The following is a 16,536-nucleotide window of genomic DNA, read 5'->3' on the forward strand; positions in this document are numbered from 1 at the left end:
CGATAGGTGCCGCTGGCTTCGCCCAGACGCATTGCGACGGCGGCGAACTCCCAGGCCTGGGAGTCATCGCAATCGACCTTGCGCCCACGATCTGCACCGGCGCGGTGGCAACGACGCCACCCGGCAGCTGGAACACGATCAGCCCACTGTCCATGTCCACCGACCACTGCTCGGCCGCATCCAGATGTCAGGTCGCGCAATGCGCCGTGGTGGCGGCCTCGTGCGGCATGCACGCATCCTGGCACCACGCGGCCATCGCCCCGGCCGTCTGGCTTACAGCTGGCTCATGCCGCCGTCCGCGATGATCTCCGTGCCCACGATGAAGGCCGACTCGCGCGCGGCCAGGTGCAGCACGGTCGCCGCGATCTCCTGGGGTGTGCCGAAGCGGCCCAGCGGCACCTGCGCCTGGATGCTGGCGGCGGTCTTTTCCAGCGTGGCGGGATCCAGCCCCAGCTTGTTGTAGATGGGGGTGGCGACCGGCCCGGGGCTGACGACGTTGACCCGGATGCCGCGCGGCAGCCATTCGGCCGACAGCGTCTTGGCCAGGGAGATCAGCGCGGCCTTGCTGGCGGCGTAGATCGACGATGCCGGCATGCCGATGTGGGCGTTGATGGACCCGTTGAGCACGATCGACGCGCCCGAGTTGAGCAAGGGGTCCAGCGCCTGGAGCTGGAAAAAGACGCCCTTGACGTTGGTATTGAACGTCTGGTCCCAGAGGTCTTCCGTGGCGTCGGCCAGCGTCGCGAACTTGGCGATGCCTGCGTTGACGAAGACGGCATCCAGGCGCACGCCTGCCGATGCCAGGGCGCCCGCCAACGCGGCAGCCGCGCCGGGCGCGCCGGCCGTGTTCTGGATGGCCAGCGCGTTTGCGCCCAAGGCGGCGCGGGTCTTTTCCAGGGCGGCGGCGTCGCGGCCGGTGACGATGACGCGGGCGCCTTCGGCGGCAAAGGCTTGGGCGGCCGCAAGGCCGATGCCGCTGGTGCCGCCGGTGACCAGGACGGTCTTTTGTTCAAAACGGTTCATGATGGATTCCTTGGGAAGTGGGGATGAGGTGTAGCCATGTTGCGCCTTGCCCGGCGCTTTGTCGTACGATCTGGCGCATAAACACGTTCGAAGGAATCGCACATGTTGAGCCCGAATGAACTGGCGCTGCTGGAAGCCATCCGCGACAGCGGCAGCCTGTCCCGGGCAGCCGCGAAGCTGGGCAAGGCCCCGTCGTCGGTGTCGCACGCCGCCCGCCAGCTTGAGGAGCGCTTTGACGCCCTGTTGTTCGACCGCCGGGGCTACCGGATGCAACTCACGCCCGCGGGGCAGTTGCTGGCCGACGAAGCCGGGCGGCTGGCCCAGGACGTCAGCCGGCTGACGCAGCGGGTGCGGCAGGTCGCCAGCGGTTGGGAGGACCGGCTGCGCATCGTCAGCGACGAAATCCTGGAATTCGAGCTCATGGCGCCGCTCATCCAGGCATTCGACAAGCTGGACTCGGGCGTGCGGCTGCGGTTCACGCACGAGGTGCTGGGCGGCACGTGGGAGGCGCTGCGCGAGGGCCGCGCGGACCTGATCGTGGGTGCCACCAACGAACCGCAAACCATGCCGAACCTGCAGTGGGCGGCGCTGGGCGAAATGGAGTGGCTGTTCGCCGTGTCGCCGCGCCATCCGCTTGCGCGCGCCAAGGCGCCGCTGCGCCAGGACCAGATCCAGCAGCATCGTGCCGTCGTCGTCGCCGACACGGCGCGCGGCGCGGCGGCTCGCGGCTACGGCGGGGTGGGCGGGCAGGCCACGCTGGCGGTGCCCAGCATGCGGGCCAAGATCCTGGCGCAGCGCGCCGGACTGGGGGTGGGCTGGGTGCCGCGGCACCGCGCGGCATCGCTCCTGGCGCGAGGCGAACTCGTGGAAATGGCCACGGAAACCCCGCGCGAACCGAACCTGCTGTACCTGGCGTGGCGCAGCGATCACGATGGACGCGCGCTGCGCTGGTGGCTGGACCAATTGCGCCAACCCCGGATGGCGGCGGCGCTGATGCGGGGCATCGACGGGTTCGCCTGACGCGTTGTAGTCTTAGCCGCGTGCGGCAGCCCCGGCGGACGGCCGGCCAGACCGCGTACAACAGTCCCAAGGACGAACATGGAAGAGACAAGACAGGAACCCCCGCTCGATTGGGCGGCGCTGGTCGACGACCTGAACCGGCTGCTGCGCCTGAAGACCACGGTCATCGGCATGAAGCTGTACGAGCACGAGGCGGACATGGCAGGCGTGAAAGGCCTGCGCCGGCCCCAGGCCACCCACACCACGGACCAGATCGTGGGCATGGCCGCGCGGCTGGGCTGGACGGTGGGCATCACGGGGGACGATCTGGTCGGCGCGCAATGCCGCGCCGTCATCGGGCTGGGCCCGCAGGACGAGGCATGGAAGCAGGGCAAGGAATACGTGGGCGTCTGGCACGCGACCGAAGCGGACGCTCGGGCGCGCCAGGAGGCCCTGTCCTGTGTGCCGGCCGGCAAGTACCGGGCGATGGTGGTGTCGCCGCTGGCATCCGGACGCCTGGACCCGCCCGACATCTGTCTGGTGTATGCCACGCCGGGCCAGATGATCATCCTGATCAACGGCCTGCAATGGAAAAACTACCGGCGCTTTGACTGGAGCGTCGTGGGCGAGACAGCCTGTGCGGATTCCTGGGGCAGGGCGCTCGCCACGGGCGAACCCAGCCTGTCGCTGCCCTGTTTTGCCGAGCGCAGATATGGCGGGGTGCCCGATGAAGAAATGCTCATGGCCCTGCCGCCGCGCTATCTGCCCATTGCCATAGAAGGTATGAAGGCGTTGTCGGCCAACGGCCTGCGCTATCCCATTGCGCCGTATGGCATTCAGAACGACGTGCGTGCAGGCATGGGCGTGAGCTACGCCCAACCGCCCAAGGCTCAGGGTTGAGCGCCGGCTTGCAGCGCCGCCGCCAGCGCGCGCGCGGCCGGCCCCAGCGGCCGGTCGATGCGGTGCGCAAGGTAGGTTTCCATGGCGATCTGGCTGTCGCGGCCCAGGCTGGCGGCGGGCACGCGCAGCAGGCGGCCTGCGGCCAGATCGCGGGCCACCTGCCAAAGCGGCAGGCGGCCCCAGCCGAGTCCGGACAGGATCAGCGCATGCTTGGTGTCCTGTCCGCTGACGCGGCATGTCTGCGGCGACAGGACGGCGAAGTCGCGTCCTTCGGACAGGGGCGACGGATCGGATTGCACGATCTGCAAGTGATCCGCCAGATCCGCCGCCGCAAGCGCCTGCCCGGCGCGCGCGTTCTGCGCCAAGGGGTGCGAGGCGCCGACGACGGCCACCATCTGTACGGCGCCCAATGCCTGCACGGCGATGCGCGGATGCCTGAAATGTTCGCCGGCCAGAATGCCCAGCGTGTGCGTGCCGGCCAGCAGCGCCTCTAGCGGGCCGCCCAGCGGCAGCACCGACACGCGCAGCGACACCGAGGGATAGGCGGCGCGCATCCGGTTGAGCGCCGCGCCCGCCTGTTCGATGGGAAAGAGCGTATCGATGACCAGCGACAGTTCCAGTTCCACGCCTTCGCCCAGCCCCTGGGCGCGGGCGCGCATCGCATCGACCCGCAAGAGGATGTCGCGGGCGTTGGCAAGCAGGGCTTGCCCCTGCGGCGTCATGACGGGATGATGGCCGGTGCGGTCGAACAGCGGCACGCCCAATTGCGCCTCCATGTTGGCGATGGCGTGGCTGACGGCGGATTGCACCCGCGCCAGGCGGCGCGCGGCCGCACGAAAGCTGCCCGTGTCCGCCACGGCGGCGAATACGCGCAGTTGGTCCAGGGTCAGGGCATCAATCATGTTGATCTATTTCTTCGATCAAAAACGTCAAGAGGTTATCACTTCGCGGGATCGGTTTTGCGCGGCATGATGCCGGAATTCCGGCAAAAACGAGGGCAGGATGGACAAGGTTGACGGGGTGGCGGCAGACAGCCGCGCAGCGGGACAACATTGGGGCGCGGTGCTGGCCATCGTCGGCGCGGGCGTCGTGGCGGCGTTGCAGGTGGGTAAGGTCATCATTGCCGCGCCGCTCCTGCGCAAGGACATGGGACTGGATCTGGCCTCCATCGGCACATTGACGGCGGTGTTCTCGGTGCTGGGCATGGTGGGCGGCATCGCCGCGGGCGGCGTGATTGCACGTTTTGGCGCGCGGCGCATGCTGATACTGGGCCTGGCGGCCACGGCCGCCGGCACCGCGGCCGGTGCGCTGGCGCCGACGTACGGTCTGCTGCTCGGGTCGCGGATCGTCGAGGGACTGGGTTTCCTGCTCGTCACGGTAGCCGGCCCCGCGGCGTTGCAGCGCATCGTCGCGGGCGGCAGGCGCGACTTCGCCTTCGCGCTCTGGAGCTGCTACATGCCGGCCGGGATGGCGATCGCGATGCTCGCCTCGCAGGCGTTTGACGATTGGCATGCCTATTGGTGGTGCGCGGGCATTGCCGCCGGCGTGGCGCTGGTCAGCATCGCCGTGCTGGCCCCGCCCACGCCCCGGGGAGCCAGCCTGTCGTGGCAGGGCCTGCGCCAGGACACCGCCGACACCATGGGCGCGGCCGGCCCGGTGCTGCTGGCACTGTCCTTCACGCTCTACAGCCTGATGTTCTTCGCGCTCTTCACGTTCCTGCCGGTGCTGCTGATGGAGCAATTGGGGCTGACGCTTACCAAAGCCGGCTTGTACAGCGCCATCGCCAGCGCCGCCAATGTGGTGGGCAACCTGGGCGCGGGCGTACTGCTGGCGCGCGGATGGCGCCGGTCCACATTGATCGCGCTGGCCAGTTCGGTGATGGCGGCCGTGGCGCTCCTGATCTTCGGATCGGCGCTGCCCGCCATGACCACCTTTCTGTTGTGCGTGCTGTTCTCGGCCGTGGGCGGACTGATCCCGGCCACGCTGCTGGGCACCGCGCCGCTGGTCGCCCCGCGTCCGGCGCTGACCGCCGCATCCGTGGGACTGGTCATGCAGGGCAGCAACCTGGGGCAGGTGATTGGACCGGTGGCCGTGGGCGGGGCGATCGACCGCTTTGGCTGGACGTCCGCCTCGTTCATCGTCGCGGCCGCGGGTTTGGCGGGCGTGGCGGTTGCCTGGCGTCTGCGGCGCGTGAAAGGCGTCCGTCTTTGACGCGCGCTGGCCGGCACGTGCGCGCGGGGCCTCGCCTGCTTGCGCCGCCAGGCGCAGGTCATCCGGCCAGGTCGGCGCGGTAACCCGGCTGGCCTATCATGGAGCGCACGACACGATGGAGGTTGCATGCACACGTCCGCTCCACGCCTGGTGATCTTCGATTGCGACGGCGTCCTGATCGACAGCGAAATCATTGCCGCGCGCGCCCAGTCCCGCGCGCTGGCCGAACACGGCATCGCGATCACGCCTGAAGAGGCCGCGCAACGCTTCGCCGGCATTCCCGATGCGGACATGTGGCGCACGTTGCAGGCCGAAAACGCCTGCTCGCTGCCCGACGAATTTGCCGGGCAGTATGCCGACCGGCTGGAGCGCTCGTTCCGCACCGAGCTGCGCGCGCTGCCGCACGTGCATGAAACCTTGAAGGTCTTGCGCGAACGCGGCCTGGACCTGTGCGTGGCGTCCAGCAGCATGCCCGCCAAGCTTGAGGCGGCATTGAAGATGGTGGGTCTGTGGGAGATGTTTGCGCCCCACGTGTTCAGCACGGCGCAGGTCGCCAAGGGCAAGCCAGCGCCCGACATATTCCTGTATGCAGCGCGGCAGATGCGGGCCGCGGTGCTGGACTGCGTCGTGGTCGAGGACAGCGTGCCAGGTGTACGCGCCGCCCGGGCGGCGCGCATGCGGGCGGTGGGATTCGTCGGCGCCTCGCACAACGGGCCGCAGCAGCGGCAGCTGTTGCTGGACGAGGGCGCCTTTGAAGTGATCGATGATCTGCGGCGCCTGCCGGAGATCATCTGAGGGTTGCTAAGGCCTTAGGCCGCGGCGGGCATTTCGCCGTGCAGCAGGTAATCCATCAGCTCGCGCACCGAGCGCATTGCGCTGCCGAACGGCAGCTTGGATGCGCCGCGGAAGAACAGGCCGCGGCTGACTTCGCCGCGCATGGCGGCCGCAAGCTTCAGGTCGATGCAGAACTGGCCGAACTTGGCGATGCCGTCGCGCAGGCCGCATTGCGTCAGGCAGTCCATGCGCTGGCTGCAGCGGCGCGGATCGGCGCGGGTGTTGGCCTGAAGCGTGCCTTCCTGGCGCAGGTAGCGCGTAAGCCACGGCGTGGCGACCGCGCGGGCCGGCAGGCCGGCCACGCTGGTGAATTCCGCCAGTTGGGTGGGATCGGCGTCGATCAGCACGCGCTTGAAGTTTTCGTGGGCGTCGCCTTCGTGGGTGACGGCGAACGCGGTGCCGACCTGCACGCCGTCGGCGCCGTTGCTGAGCCAGTGGCGGACCTGTTCGTGGCTGCCCACGCCGCCCGCGACGATCAGGCGGGGCGCATCGCGGCCCAACTGCAATTCACTGAAGAGGGCGTGGCATTCGGCCAGCACCTTCTTGAAATCGAATCGTTCGCTGTGCAGGTCGTCCAGCCGGGCCGCGCCCAGGTGGCCGCCGGCATAGCCGGGGTGTTCGATGACGACTGCGTCGGCCAGGCGACCCTTTTTCATCCATTTCTTCAGGACGGCGGCGACGCCGCGAGCCTCGGACAGAATGGGCACGAGCGCCACTTTGGGGAAGTCGGCGGTCATTTCGGGCAGGTCCAGCGGCAGGCCGGCGCCCATGACGATGGCCTCGGCGCCGCTTTCGCAGGCCTGGCGCACCAGCGCGGGGTGGTCGCGCACGGCCTTCATGACGTTCACCGCCACCAGGCCGCGGCCTTGCGCCGTATCCAGCGCGGCGCGCACTTCACGATGGAGGGCTTCGCGGTTGGCCGTGTCGATCGTGTCGCGGTCATTGCATTTTTCGGTTTTTTCCACGAGATCCGCGTGGTGATGGCGCAAATCGACGCTGGCAATGGTGCCCACGGCGTTCTGGCTGGCAACCGCGCCGGCCAGGCGATGGGCGGATACGCCAACGCCCATGCCGCCCTGCACGATGGGCAGCAACTCGCGTCCGGCGAGGGTGAGTGATTTGAACCACGTCATGATATGAGTCTTTCCTCTGGTCAAGAGACCAGAGGCTAGAGCAAGGTGGGGAGCGCCGCCTTGCGAAGGATCAAGTGGCGCGGCAATGGGCGGGGCTAAATGTCCGCCCATCCGTCACGCTTTATCCCAGCAGCTTGACGATCGCCGGCACCGAGAGCACGGCGGTGTAGTAGCCCATGAACTGCACGCCGGTGTTGAAACCGAACAGGCGCGACAGCAGGCCGCCGATGAGGCCCATGGTCAGGATGACGAGCAGGCCCAGGAATTGGCCTTCCCAGACGCTGATCACGATGATCAGTCCCACGAACGTGGCGATGATGGCTTCGTGGCTGACTCGGCGCGAGACGAACAGCGCGGCGCGGCGCGCGAAGTTCATGGCGAAGGGGTAGGACACGACCGCCGCCAGCAGCACCGCCAGCATGCCGTATCCCAGGAATTCCCAGTGGTTCAGCAGGTTGTGCAGGTTGTGCGTCTGGCCCGTTGCCGCATCCACCGTAAAGCGGGGCGGCGCGTTAAAGAGCGGCGCGGCGGGTCCCGCGGCCACGGGGCTCAGGGGCAGCCCGAACGCGATCAGCGGAATCAGGGCCTCGGCTATGTAGGTGGCCTCGGTCACGCCGTTGCGCGCGCTGAGCACCGTGGTCAGTCGGTGGTAGGCGTGCTTGACGCGCGAGCCCACCAGTTCGCCCAGCACGACCGTCATGGCGACCGGACTGAACACGAACGTGGCGCTGGAGACGGCCGCGGTGGCAAGCGTCCAGCGCGTCTGCACGCGGTCCATGACCTTCAGCGGGTTCGGGAAGTAGCCCGACCAGCCCTTCACATCGGGCGCCAGCGAGAACGTGCGCACCTTGTCGCGCATCATCTTGCCGCGGCCTTGCGGCGAGAGGACAGTGAACAGGTCGGCGATCAGCGGGCCGATCGCAATGCCCAGGAAATAGCTGATGCTCAGCTTGACGCCGTATTTTGCCGTCAGGCTTTGCAGCGCAATGATGACCATGACGAACGGCACCAGCAGCGCCACGGCGGCCCAGCGTCCCGCGGAAAAATACGCGATCAGCAATGCGGCCGCCAGGAAGATCCAGGGGGCCGACTTGGTGATGGCGGCGCCGAACGGCGCAAGCAGCACGGCAAACAGCACCGCCAGCGGCACCGCGACAAAGGCCGCCACGATGGCGCCGGACACCATCTTGCGCAGCGCAATGTGCGGCACGCCCAGTTTGCGCAGCATGTTTGCATCCTGCAGCAATGGCGTGGCCAGCGTGTCGCCCGGGATGCCCAAGAGCGCGGTGGGCACGGCGTGCGTCATGTGCTTGGCCACCGCGCCCGCCAGGAAAAACGTGAAGACGCCGGCAGGCGGCACGCCCAGCAGCACCACCAGGAGGGTCAGCGGGGCCAGCGTGGTGGTTTCGTCGGTGCCGGACACCAGGCCGATGGCGGCGAACACCACCGCGCCCAACAGGCCCATGCCGGCAGCCACCATGATTTGTTCAAGCAGTGCGGGGTCGCTCATGCCAGTGCCTCCTTGGCGGCGCCGCGCCGCGCGGCGGCGGCATTGGCGGCGCTGTCTGTGATGCCATCGTTGACGCCATCAGGGGCGCCAGAGGCGGCCGTGGCCGCCGGCTGTGCGAACAGGTCGTACAGATCCAGTTCCTTCAGTTCGCGCACGACCGGCTCGGGCAGGTCCGCCAGCGTGCCCAGGCCGCCCGGCTGCTCGGCCAGTTCGGCCAACACCTCGGCGCGCCAGGCGGGATCGTGCGTGGCGCTGCGCTCGATGACCTCGCGCTTGGGCGGAAACAGCCGTGCGCAGATCACGCCGGCCAGCACGCAGCCCGCCAGCCCGGCCAGCATGGCGTAGGCGTGCGCCAGCTCGGGCGAGGCGACCATGCCGCGCAACCAGCGGCTGGCGGCAAAGAAGCCCGCCACGCTGATCGTGATGCCGATGCCGATGGCCCAGGCCAGATGCCTGAGATCCACGGTGTCGCTCCAGACTTCAGCCAGGCGCGTGGAGGGCGCCGGGAGGCTTTGTTTCATGTCTCTCTCCTGTGTTTATCGGACGGCGCGCGTTGGGGACCGGCGCCGTCTCGGATACCTGCCTTGCGGGTTATCGGGCTGCGCGCAGTTCCTCCAGCAAGGCCAGCGCGCGATCGGTGCGGACATCCTTTTCCGCCGCCATGCGCTTGGCGACCTCGTCGATCTCCGCGCCGGTTGCGCCCGCCACCAGGGCAATGTTGCGGGCATGCAGCGCCATGTGGCCGCGCTGGATGCCTTCAGTGGCAAGCGCGCGCAGCGCGCCCAGATTCTGCGCCAGGCCGACCGCGACGGCGACTTCGCCCAGCTCCTGCGCCGAGCGCACGTCCATGATCTTCAGTGCAAGGCGCGCCAGCGGATGGGTCTTGGTGGCGCCGCCCACCAGGCCCACGGGCATGGGCATTTCGATGGTGCCGACCAGGGCGCCGGAGGTGTCCTTTTCCCAGTGCGTCAGCGACGTGTAGCGGCCCGAGCGGCTGGCGTAGGCGTGCGCGCCGGCCTCGACCGCGCGCCAGTCATTGCCCGTGGCCACGATCACCGGGTCGATCCCGTTCATGATGCCCTTGTTGTGCGTGGCGGCGCGGTAAGGGTCGATGGCGGCGAACGTGTAGGCATCCAGCACGCCCTCGATGATCTCGGCCCCGCTGCGCTCCTTGGTGTCCAGCGTCTGCGGGGTCAGACGCACGCGGGCGCGGGCCAACCGCAGGTCGGCCAGGTTGGACAGGATGCGCAGCCGCACCGACCCGCCTACGATCTCCTCGACCAGCGGCGCCACGGCCTCGGCCATGGTGTTGACGGTGTTGGCGCCCATGGCATCGCGCACGTCGACGATCAGATGCATCACGATCATCTGGCCGCGCGGCGTGTCGGGAAAGACGTGCACTTCGATGTCCTGGCAGCCGCCGCCCAGTTCGATCAGCACCTTGTCGCGGCTGTTGGCCAGCGTCAGGATGCGCTCCCGCTCGCGCAGCAAGGCCAGGCGCGCGCCATGCGGGTCGGTCAGGCCAAGCACCTGCACCTGCGCACGCATGAGGGGCCGGGTGCTGGATGTCTCGAAGCCGCCGCACTCGCGCGCCAGCTTGGCCATGAACGACGCGGCAGCCACGACGGACGGTTCTTCCACCGCCATCGGCACCAGCACGTCGCGGCCATTGACCTGGAAGTTGCCCGCCACGCCCAGCGGCAGCTCGAAAGTGCCCAGCACGTTTTCGATCATGCCGTCGGCGCGGGCAAGGCCCAGGGCGCCGGGCTCGGCGAGCAGGCGGCGCTCTTCTGCCGTAAGCGAGGCGGCGTCGGCAATGGCAGCGAGGCGTTGGGCGGGCGTGAGGGCCCGGAAGTTGGGCAGGCGTGAATCGGCCACGATGGCGTGTCTCCGTATAAGAATCGAGTGGCCTGATTCTAGGTAAACTGTACCGCTATTCAGAGGTACAGTTTGGGCAAACAGTACCATTGCACTGCACCAATTTTCGGCAACGCATTCATGGGGATCCCAACGTGGCAGACGCCAATCCGCCTGGCAGGCCGCAGCGCCCGGCGCCCATCGCCGAAAGCCTGGCCAACCTGATCGGCCAGCAGATCGCAGACGGCGTCTATCGCGCCGGCGACAAGTTGCCGTCTTTGCGCGAGCTGGCGCAATTGCACCGCTATGCCAAGAACACGGTCGTCGTGGCATTTGAAATGCTGGTGGCGCGCGGGCTGGTGGAGCCGCGGCGCGGCTCTGGCTTTTACGTGCTGGACGTCGACCATGCGCGCCCCGCGGCGGACGAGGAACCGGGGCAACTGAGCCGGGCGATGGATATCGTGTGGCTCATGCGCGAGCAGCTCAAGACCCAGCCGGACGCGGTTGCCGTGGGAGATGGATTTCCGCCGGTGGAGTGGCTGGCGGACATGCGCATGGACCGCTACCACCAGAAGGTGGTGCGCACGGGGCTCGGGGCGTTATTCCGCTATGGCAGCCGTTTCGGCTACGCGCCGCTGCGCGAAAGCCTGGTGCGCAAGCTGGGCGATGTGGGCATCAACGCCGCGCCGTCGCAACTGGTGCTTACGCATGGCGCCAACGAGGCCATGGACCTGGTGATCCGGTACTTCCTGCCGCCAGGGTCGACGGCGCTGGTGGATGACCCAGGCTACTACCCGCTCTTTGGCAAGCTGAAGCTGGCCGGGGTGCGGATGGTGGGTGTGCCGCGCTTGCCCGACGGGCCGGACGTGGTGGCGTTGGAAGCATTGCTGCAGCGCGAAAAGCCGCGGCTTTTCTTCACGCAATCGATCGCGCACAACCCGACAGGCTCGGACATGTCGCCGGCCAAGGCCTACAAGATCCTGCAGTTGGCAGAGCGCTACAACCTGATGGTGGTCGAGAACGATCCGCTGGCGGACTTCAAGCCCACGTCCTCCGTCCGGCTGTCGGCGCTGGATCAGCTTGAGCGCACGCTGTACATCGGCAGCTTCTCCAAGTCATTCTCGGCGGCGCTGCGCGTGGGCTTCATCGCCTGCAATGCGGCACTGGCCAGCGATCTGGCCGACCTGAAGGCGCTGGTGCATGTCAGCAGTTCCGAATACTGCGAACGCATGGTGGACGTGATGCTGCGCGAGGGCCATTACGAGCGGCATCTGGTGCGGCTGCGTCAACGGCTGGAGGCCGCGACCGGACAGGCCTTGCAGGTGCTGGACGCGCTGGGCGCCCACGTGTTTACGCGGCCAACCAGCTCGCTGTACCTGTGGGCGGCGTTTCCGGGCGTGCGGGACTCGCTGACGCTGGCCGAGGCGCTGATGCCCGAAAAGGTCATCATGGCGCCGGGCCGCGTGTTTAGCGTGGACCCCAAGGCGGTGTCGCCGTGGTCCCGCTGCAATGTAGGCGCCGTGGTGTCCCCGCGGTTTCATGCCACCCTGGCCGCGCACCTGGCTCAGCGATAGGCAAATTCCTCGAAGGTTTGCCGCAGCTCTGCCTGCGCCTGGTTGCTGAGCGCGCGGGCAACCGGGGCGCCGGGCGCGGCGCGTGCCGCCTGCACCGCAAACTGGCGCACGCCGCGGCGCGAGAGTTCGCGCGCCAGCGTCATCAGGCGCGGTTCGTCCAGCCAGTCCGGATGCCAGGTGATGCGGCATTCGAAGTCCGTGCCGGCCGATAGCAACTGCGTCAGGCACGCGAGCGCCGGGCGCTGCGAGTCGCGGCGGCCCGTGATGTCGTCATAGCCCTTGGCGTCCGCCTTGATATCCATGCCCACCCAGTCCAGATGGCGCAGCACGTCGGCCAGCCGCAACGGATAGATGCCTGCGGTGTGCAGGCCCACGCGGTAGCCCATGCGTTTGATGTCGCGGATCATGGCGGGCAGGCGCGGTTCGCTCAAGGGCTCGCCGCCGGAGAACACGACCGCATCCAGGAGGCCCTTGCGGGTTTCAAGGAAGGCACGGACTTCGCGCCAGTCATAGCGTGCGGCGCGCGTCTGCAGCTCGGTGTTGTGGCAATAGTGGCACCGCCACGGACACCCCGAGATGAAGACGACCGCCGCCAGCTGGCCCGGCCAGTCCACGGTGGAAAAGGGGACCAGCCCCCCGACCGCGGGCGAGTGCCGGGGCAGGGGCTGGATGACGGGCTGGGGCGGCGAGGCATAGGCTGGCCGGTCTGTCAGCAGGCGCACGGCCTGGCTGGCGGGCCGGCCGGCGCCGCCGGCCTGCGAAGCGCCCACGGGCGAGCCGCCTTCAGGCACTGCGTTCGACGAAGAAGCGGCGCTCATTGAATTCGCCCTGTTTGCCGGTGTTGAAGGAAGAAACCGGGCGGTGGTAGCCCATCACCCGGGTCCAGACTTCGCAGCGCACGCGCTGGCTGTCGTCCAGTTGGACGGCGGGAGCGGACGTGGCGGCGGGGGCGGTCAAGGTTTGCATGAGATTTCCTCGGGAGTGAATGCCGGACGCATGCCCGGCGGGTGAAGGACAGCGCGCGCCGGGAGGCCACGCGCCGGTCCGGGTCCGGAAACGCTACGCCGGGGTGCAGCAGGCCGATTGCTTGGCCAGCAGCTCCGCGTCGCACTTGGGGCAGAACTCGTGGTGCCCGGCCAGGTAACCGTGATTCGGGCAGATCGAGAACGTGGGCGTGACGGTGATGTAGGGCAGGCGGAAATTGGTGAGCGCGCGGCGCACGAGCTGTTTGCAGGCCTCGGCGGTGGACACGGCTTCGTTCATGTACAGGTGCAGCACCGTGCCGCCCGTGTACTTGCCTTGCAGCGTTTCCTGCAGTTCCAGCGCGTGGAAGGGATCGTCCGTGTAGCCCACCGGCAACTGGCTGGAGTTGGTGTAGTAAGGCTGCGCGTCCGTGCCCGCTTGCAGGATGCCGGGATAGCGCTTGCGGTCTTCGCGGGCAAATCGGTATGTGGTGCCCTCGGCGGGCGTGGCCTCCAGGTTGTAGAGATGGCCGGTTTCTTCCTGGAATTCGGTCATGCGCTGGCGCACGCGATCCAGCAGGCGCACGGCAAAGGCGTGGCCGGCGGGCGTGGTCACGTCTTCGGCGTCGTCGGTGAAGTTGCGGATCATCTCGTTGATGCCGTTCACGCCCAGCGTGCTGAAGTGGTTGCGCAACGTGCCCAGGTAGCGGCGGGTGTAGGGGTAGAGCCCCTGGTCGATGTAGCGCTGCACCACCTTGCGCTTGGTTTCCAGGACATCGCGGCCCAGCGCCAGCAGATAGTCCAGGCGTTCCATCAGGCGTGCCTCGTCGCCGCGGCACGTATGGCCCAGGCGGGCGCAGTTCACGGTCACCACGCCGACCGACCCGGTCTGCTCGGCCGAGCCGAAGAGCCCGTTGCCGCGCTTCAAGAGTTCGCGCAGGTCGAGCTGGAGGCGGCAGCACATCGAGCGCACCATGTGCGGTTCCAGGTCGGAATTCAGGAAGTTCTGGAAGTAGGGCAGCCCATAGCGCGCCGTCATTTCAAAGAGGCGCTCGGTGTTCGGGTGGTCCCAGTCGAAATCCGGCGTGATGTTGTAGGTGGGGATGGGGAACGTGAACACGCGGCCCTTCGCGTCGCCGGCCATCATGACCTCGATGTAGGCGCGGTTGATCATGTCCATTTCGGCTTGCAGGTCGCCGTAGGAGAACGGCATTTCCTCGCCGCCCACGTACGGGATCTGGTCCTTCAGGTCGGCCGGGCAAGTCCAGTCGAAGGTCAGGTTGGTGAAGGGCGTCTGCGTGCCCCAGCGGCTGGGCACGTTCAGGTTGAAGATCAGTTCCTGGATGGATTGCTTGACGTCCGCGTAGGTCATCGCGTCGCGGCGGATGAAGGGCGCCATGTAGGTGTCGAACGAACTGAATGCCTGCGCGCCGGCCCATTCGTTCTGCAGCGTGCCCAGGAAGTTGACGATCTGGCCGATGGCGGCCGACATATGCTTCGGGGGCGTGGATTCGACCTTGCCCGGGATGCCGTTGAAGCCTTCGGTCAGCAACTGGCGCAGCGACCAGCCGGCGCAGTAACCGCTGAGCATGTCCAGGTCGTGGATGTGAATGTCGCCTTCGCGGTGGGCGTGGCCGGCTTCGGGCGTGAAGACGTTGGACAGCCAGTAGTTGGCGGTGACCTTGCCGGCCACGTTCAGGATCAGGCCGCCCAGGCTGTATCCCTGGTTGGCGTTGGCATTTACGCGCCAGTCGCGCTGTTCCAGATACTCTTCCATGGCGCTTTCCACGTCGACCAGCGTGTGGCGCAGGGAACGCAGGCGGGCGTGCTGCTCGCGGTGGACGATGTAGGCGCGCGCCGTGCGCCAATGGCCCGCCTGGACCAGGGCTTCCTCGACGCGGTTCTGGATGGTTTCGACGCCGGGGCAGACATTGCCGTCCAGCTTTGCGATGACGGTGCCGGTCAGGGCGCGTGCGCCTTGCAGGTCCAACTCCCCGGTGCTTTGGCCCGCCGCCGCCATGGCTTGCGCGATCTTCTCGCTATCGAATGCAACGACGCGGCCGTCGCGCTTGAGGATGTGTTGGATTTCCATTGTTGGCACCATATGTAGTGGAGTTCGAAAACTCTACCACCACATATGGTGCTGAATGGTCGGCATCTGGGCGCAGGTTGACCGGCGTCAAATAGGCAAAATCGTCTGCGAAATTGCGCAATGCGGCGATGGGGCGCGGCCAGGTGCTCAGTAAAACACCGTCAAAACCCGATGCCGACGCCCAGCAGGGATATCGCCACCGCCAGGGCGGCGGCGCCTGCGGCAGGCCGGGGCGTCCAGGACAGTTTGCCAAACCACAGCAGCGCGCCCGCGCAGAGCCAGCCCAGCCACACCATCATGCCCAGCGCATCGCCCCACAGTCCGACGCAAGGCAGGATCGCCAGCCCCATCAGCAGTGCGCCAGCGCCGCGCAGCACGCGCGTGTGGGCCGCGCGGGGATTGCGCGTCCAGACCTGGTGGTAGTGGCGGGGGGTGGCCAGGGCCAGGCAAGCCATGCCGGCGTAAGTCAGCAGCAAGGCCATCGCGATGGCGCAGAGGTCATTCAGGGTCATGCGGCTGCACGTCTTGCGCAAGTTGCCGACCCTGTGTGAGGGTGCGGCGCGCTAGCGCTTTGATGGGTAACGACCCTGATTCTACGGGAATCGGCGGCGCGTCCGGCGCGCGGGGCTTTGTATTTTCTTCCGGGCGATGCGGAACGTGTGCGGATTGGTCGGCCTCCGCGACGCCCCGCAAGGCCCGTCTGCGCGGCGTTTGCAGGCGCTTTTCCATCGCAGGAACGGCAATTGCTGGGTTCGCGCCTCCATCCGGAACGATCGCCGCGTGCGGATCGTTGATGACCTACCACAAGGAGCCCGACCATGAAGCGCAAAGCCGGAAACGCCGATCAGATCAAGGAACTGCTGTACCAGGCCCTGGAAACCGAAATTGGCGGCCTCGCCATCTACGAGACCGCGGTGTCGTGTGCCATCAATGAAGACCTGAAGAAGGAATGGCTGGGCTATCTGGAAGAAACGCGCACGCATCGCCGCGTGCTGCTGACCGTCTTCGAGCAACTGAAGCTCGACCCGCAGGCCAAGTCGCCGGGCCGCGACGTGGTGCGGCACTTGGGCGAATCGTTGGTGAAGGCCATGAAGATGGCCATTTCGGCCGGCGATCCCGAAGCCGCGCAGCTCGTGGCCACCGAATGCGTGGTGCTGGCTGAAACCAAGGACCACGCCAATTGGTCGCTGATCGGGTTGATTGCCGAGCAGCAGTCGGGCGAGCAGGCCAAGGTCCTCAAGCAGGCCTACGACGCGGTGGCTACCGACGAGGACCACCACCTCTATCACACGCAGGGCTGGTCGCGCGAATTGTGGATCGAGTCGCTCGGCTTCCCCGCCGTGCTGCCGCCGCCCGAAGAAGTAAAGAAGGTCGAGACCGCCATTGGCGCATCCCGCGCCGAACAGGCGCGCGACTCGATGCTGACCCATTAAGGAGAAAG

General features: G+C 67.5%; 16 protein-coding genes. 6 read left to right on the plus strand and 10 right to left on the minus strand.

The window, feature by feature from the left end:
• Positions 1-273: 273 nt before the first annotated feature.
• On the minus strand, positions 274-1,023 hold the full coding sequence (locus FBY20_RS23890) for an SDR family oxidoreductase (RefSeq protein ID WP_142054968.1): 750 nt from the start codon (positions 1,021-1,023) through the stop codon (positions 274-276).
• Between the two features lie 102 nt (positions 1,024-1,125).
• Between FBY20_RS23890 and FBY20_RS23895 the strand changes: the two genes are divergently transcribed.
• Both FBY20_RS23895 and FBY20_RS23900 read left to right on the plus strand, forming a co-directional pair.
• Positions 1,126-2,043, plus strand: coding sequence for a LysR substrate-binding domain-containing protein (locus FBY20_RS23895; RefSeq protein WP_056318259.1), 918 nt, complete (start codon positions 1,126-1,128; stop codon positions 2,041-2,043).
• Positions 2,044-2,121: 78 nt separating this feature from the next.
• A complete protein-coding gene (locus FBY20_RS23900; RefSeq protein WP_142054970.1) occupies positions 2,122-2,922 on the plus strand; it encodes a DUF169 domain-containing protein in 801 nt (266 codons plus the stop codon).
• On the opposite strand, the gene FBY20_RS23905 is transcribed toward FBY20_RS23900, so the two are convergent.
• The gene (locus FBY20_RS23905; protein ID WP_142054972.1) at positions 2,913-3,824 is read right to left on the minus strand and encodes a LysR family transcriptional regulator; all 912 of its coding nucleotides are present in this window, start codon (positions 3,822-3,824) and stop codon (positions 2,913-2,915) included. The two genes, FBY20_RS23900 and FBY20_RS23905, sit on opposite strands and share 10 nt — an antisense overlap.
• Positions 3,825-3,924: 100 nt before the next feature.
• Between FBY20_RS23905 and FBY20_RS23910 the strand changes: the two genes are divergently transcribed.
• Both FBY20_RS23910 and FBY20_RS23915 read left to right on the plus strand, forming a co-directional pair.
• Positions 3,925-5,133: a CynX/NimT family MFS transporter gene (locus FBY20_RS23910; protein ID WP_142054974.1), complete on the plus strand. Its 1,209-nt coding sequence runs from the start codon at positions 3,925-3,927 to the stop codon at positions 5,131-5,133.
• A 126-nt stretch (positions 5,134-5,259) separates the two neighbouring features.
• Positions 5,260-5,928, plus strand: coding sequence for an HAD family phosphatase (locus tag FBY20_RS23915; RefSeq protein ID WP_142054976.1), 669 nt, complete (start codon positions 5,260-5,262; stop codon positions 5,926-5,928).
• Positions 5,929-5,942: 14 nt separating this feature from the next.
• Here the strand turns inward: FBY20_RS23915 and FBY20_RS23920 are convergent, their stop codons facing one another.
• The 4 genes from FBY20_RS23920 to FBY20_RS23935 all read right to left on the minus strand — a co-directional run bounded on the left by FBY20_RS23920 (position 5,943) and on the right by FBY20_RS23935 (position 10,491).
• The gene (locus tag FBY20_RS23920; RefSeq protein WP_056318276.1) at positions 5,943-7,100 is read right to left on the minus strand and encodes a nitronate monooxygenase family protein; all 1,158 of its coding nucleotides are present in this window, start codon (positions 7,098-7,100) and stop codon (positions 5,943-5,945) included.
• A gap of 121 nt (positions 7,101-7,221) precedes the next feature.
• Positions 7,222-8,610, minus strand: a complete 1,389-nt coding sequence (locus FBY20_RS23925; protein WP_056318279.1) for a tripartite tricarboxylate transporter permease — start codon at positions 8,608-8,610, stop codon at positions 7,222-7,224.
• Positions 8,607-9,131, minus strand: coding sequence for a hypothetical protein (locus tag FBY20_RS23930; protein WP_142054978.1), 525 nt, complete (start codon positions 9,129-9,131; stop codon positions 8,607-8,609). Before FBY20_RS23930 ends, FBY20_RS23925 begins: the two co-directional genes overlap by 4 nt.
• A 70-nt stretch (positions 9,132-9,201) precedes the next feature.
• Complete coding sequence (locus FBY20_RS23935) at positions 9,202-10,491, minus strand: hydroxymethylglutaryl-CoA reductase, degradative (protein ID WP_142056193.1); 1,290 nt, start codon at positions 10,489-10,491, stop codon at positions 9,202-9,204.
• Between the two features lie 131 nt (positions 10,492-10,622).
• On the opposite strand from FBY20_RS23935, the gene FBY20_RS23940 reads away from it, so the two are divergent.
• Positions 10,623-12,041: a PLP-dependent aminotransferase family protein gene (locus FBY20_RS23940; RefSeq protein WP_142054980.1), complete on the plus strand. Its 1,419-nt coding sequence runs from the start codon at positions 10,623-10,625 to the stop codon at positions 12,039-12,041.
• Here the strand turns inward: FBY20_RS23940 and FBY20_RS23945 are convergent.
• From FBY20_RS23945 to FBY20_RS23960, 4 genes are all read right to left on the minus strand, one after another.
• On the minus strand, positions 12,032-12,859 hold the full coding sequence (locus FBY20_RS23945; protein ID WP_062840971.1) for an anaerobic ribonucleoside-triphosphate reductase activating protein: 828 nt from the start codon (positions 12,857-12,859) through the stop codon (positions 12,032-12,034). The genes FBY20_RS23940 and FBY20_RS23945 overlap by 10 nt on opposite strands.
• Positions 12,825-13,007, minus strand: coding sequence for an anaerobic ribonucleoside-triphosphate reductase (nrdD, locus tag FBY20_RS23950; RefSeq protein WP_056318292.1), 183 nt, complete (start codon positions 13,005-13,007; stop codon positions 12,825-12,827). The genes FBY20_RS23945 and nrdD overlap by 35 nt, the downstream gene beginning before the upstream one ends.
• Before the next feature lie 93 nt (positions 13,008-13,100).
• Positions 13,101-15,095 (minus strand): ribonucleoside triphosphate reductase, encoded by a 1,995-nt coding sequence (locus FBY20_RS23955; protein WP_142054982.1) that lies wholly within the window; start codon positions 15,093-15,095, stop codon positions 13,101-13,103.
• A 161-nt stretch (positions 15,096-15,256) separates the two neighbouring features.
• On the minus strand, positions 15,257-15,607 hold the full coding sequence (locus FBY20_RS23960) for a DUF3325 domain-containing protein (RefSeq protein ID WP_142054984.1): 351 nt from the start codon (positions 15,605-15,607) through the stop codon (positions 15,257-15,259).
• A 306-nt stretch (positions 15,608-15,913) separates the two neighbouring features.
• Here FBY20_RS23960 and FBY20_RS23965 point away from each other — a divergent pair, with 306 nt between their 5' ends.
• Positions 15,914-16,528: a hypothetical protein gene (locus FBY20_RS23965; RefSeq protein WP_056318301.1), complete on the plus strand. Its 615-nt coding sequence runs from the start codon at positions 15,914-15,916 to the stop codon at positions 16,526-16,528.
• Positions 16,529-16,536: the final 8 nt, after the last annotated feature.

This window comes from Achromobacter sp. SLBN-14, from assembly GCF_006715415.1.
GTDB lineage: Bacteria > Pseudomonadota > Gammaproteobacteria > Burkholderiales > Burkholderiaceae_B > Achromobacter > Achromobacter mucicolens.

Bases quoted from the DNA above. Each gene is read 5' to 3' on its own strand.
- FBY20_RS23915 (WP_142054976.1), top strand. From the start codon at position 5,260: ATGCACACGTCCGCTCCACGCCTGGTGATCTTCGATTGCGACGGCGTC.
- FBY20_RS23930 (WP_142054978.1), bottom strand. From the start codon at position 9,131: ATGAAACAAAGCCTCCCGGCGCCCTCCACGCGCCTGGCTGAAGTCTGG.
- FBY20_RS23910 (WP_142054974.1), top strand. From the start codon at position 3,925: ATGGACAAGGTTGACGGGGTGGCGGCAGACAGCCGCGCAGCGGGACAA.
- FBY20_RS23965 (WP_056318301.1), top strand. From the start codon at position 15,914: ATGAAGCGCAAAGCCGGAAACGCCGATCAGATCAAGGAACTGCTGTAC.
- FBY20_RS23955 (WP_142054982.1), bottom strand. From the start codon at position 15,095: ATGGAAATCCAACACATCCTCAAGCGCGACGGCCGCGTCGTTGCATTC.
- FBY20_RS23900 (WP_142054970.1), top strand. From the start codon at position 2,122: ATGGAAGAGACAAGACAGGAACCCCCGCTCGATTGGGCGGCGCTGGTC.
- nrdD (WP_056318292.1), bottom strand. From the start codon at position 13,007: ATGCAAACCTTGACCGCCCCCGCCGCCACGTCCGCTCCCGCCGTCCAA.
- FBY20_RS23960 (WP_142054984.1), bottom strand. From the start codon at position 15,607: ATGACCCTGAATGACCTCTGCGCCATCGCGATGGCCTTGCTGCTGACT.
- FBY20_RS23890 (WP_142054968.1), bottom strand. From the start codon at position 1,023: ATGAACCGTTTTGAACAAAAGACCGTCCTGGTCACCGGCGGCACCAGC.
- FBY20_RS23925 (WP_056318279.1), bottom strand. From the start codon at position 8,610: ATGAGCGACCCCGCACTGCTTGAACAAATCATGGTGGCTGCCGGCATG.
- FBY20_RS23895 (WP_056318259.1), top strand. From the start codon at position 1,126: ATGTTGAGCCCGAATGAACTGGCGCTGCTGGAAGCCATCCGCGACAGC.
- FBY20_RS23920 (WP_056318276.1), bottom strand. From the start codon at position 7,100: ATGACGTGGTTCAAATCACTCACCCTCGCCGGACGCGAGTTGCTGCCC.
- FBY20_RS23945 (WP_062840971.1), bottom strand. From the start codon at position 12,859: ATGAGCGCCGCTTCTTCGTCGAACGCAGTGCCTGAAGGCGGCTCGCCC.
- FBY20_RS23905 (WP_142054972.1), bottom strand. From the start codon at position 3,824: ATGATTGATGCCCTGACCCTGGACCAACTGCGCGTATTCGCCGCCGTG.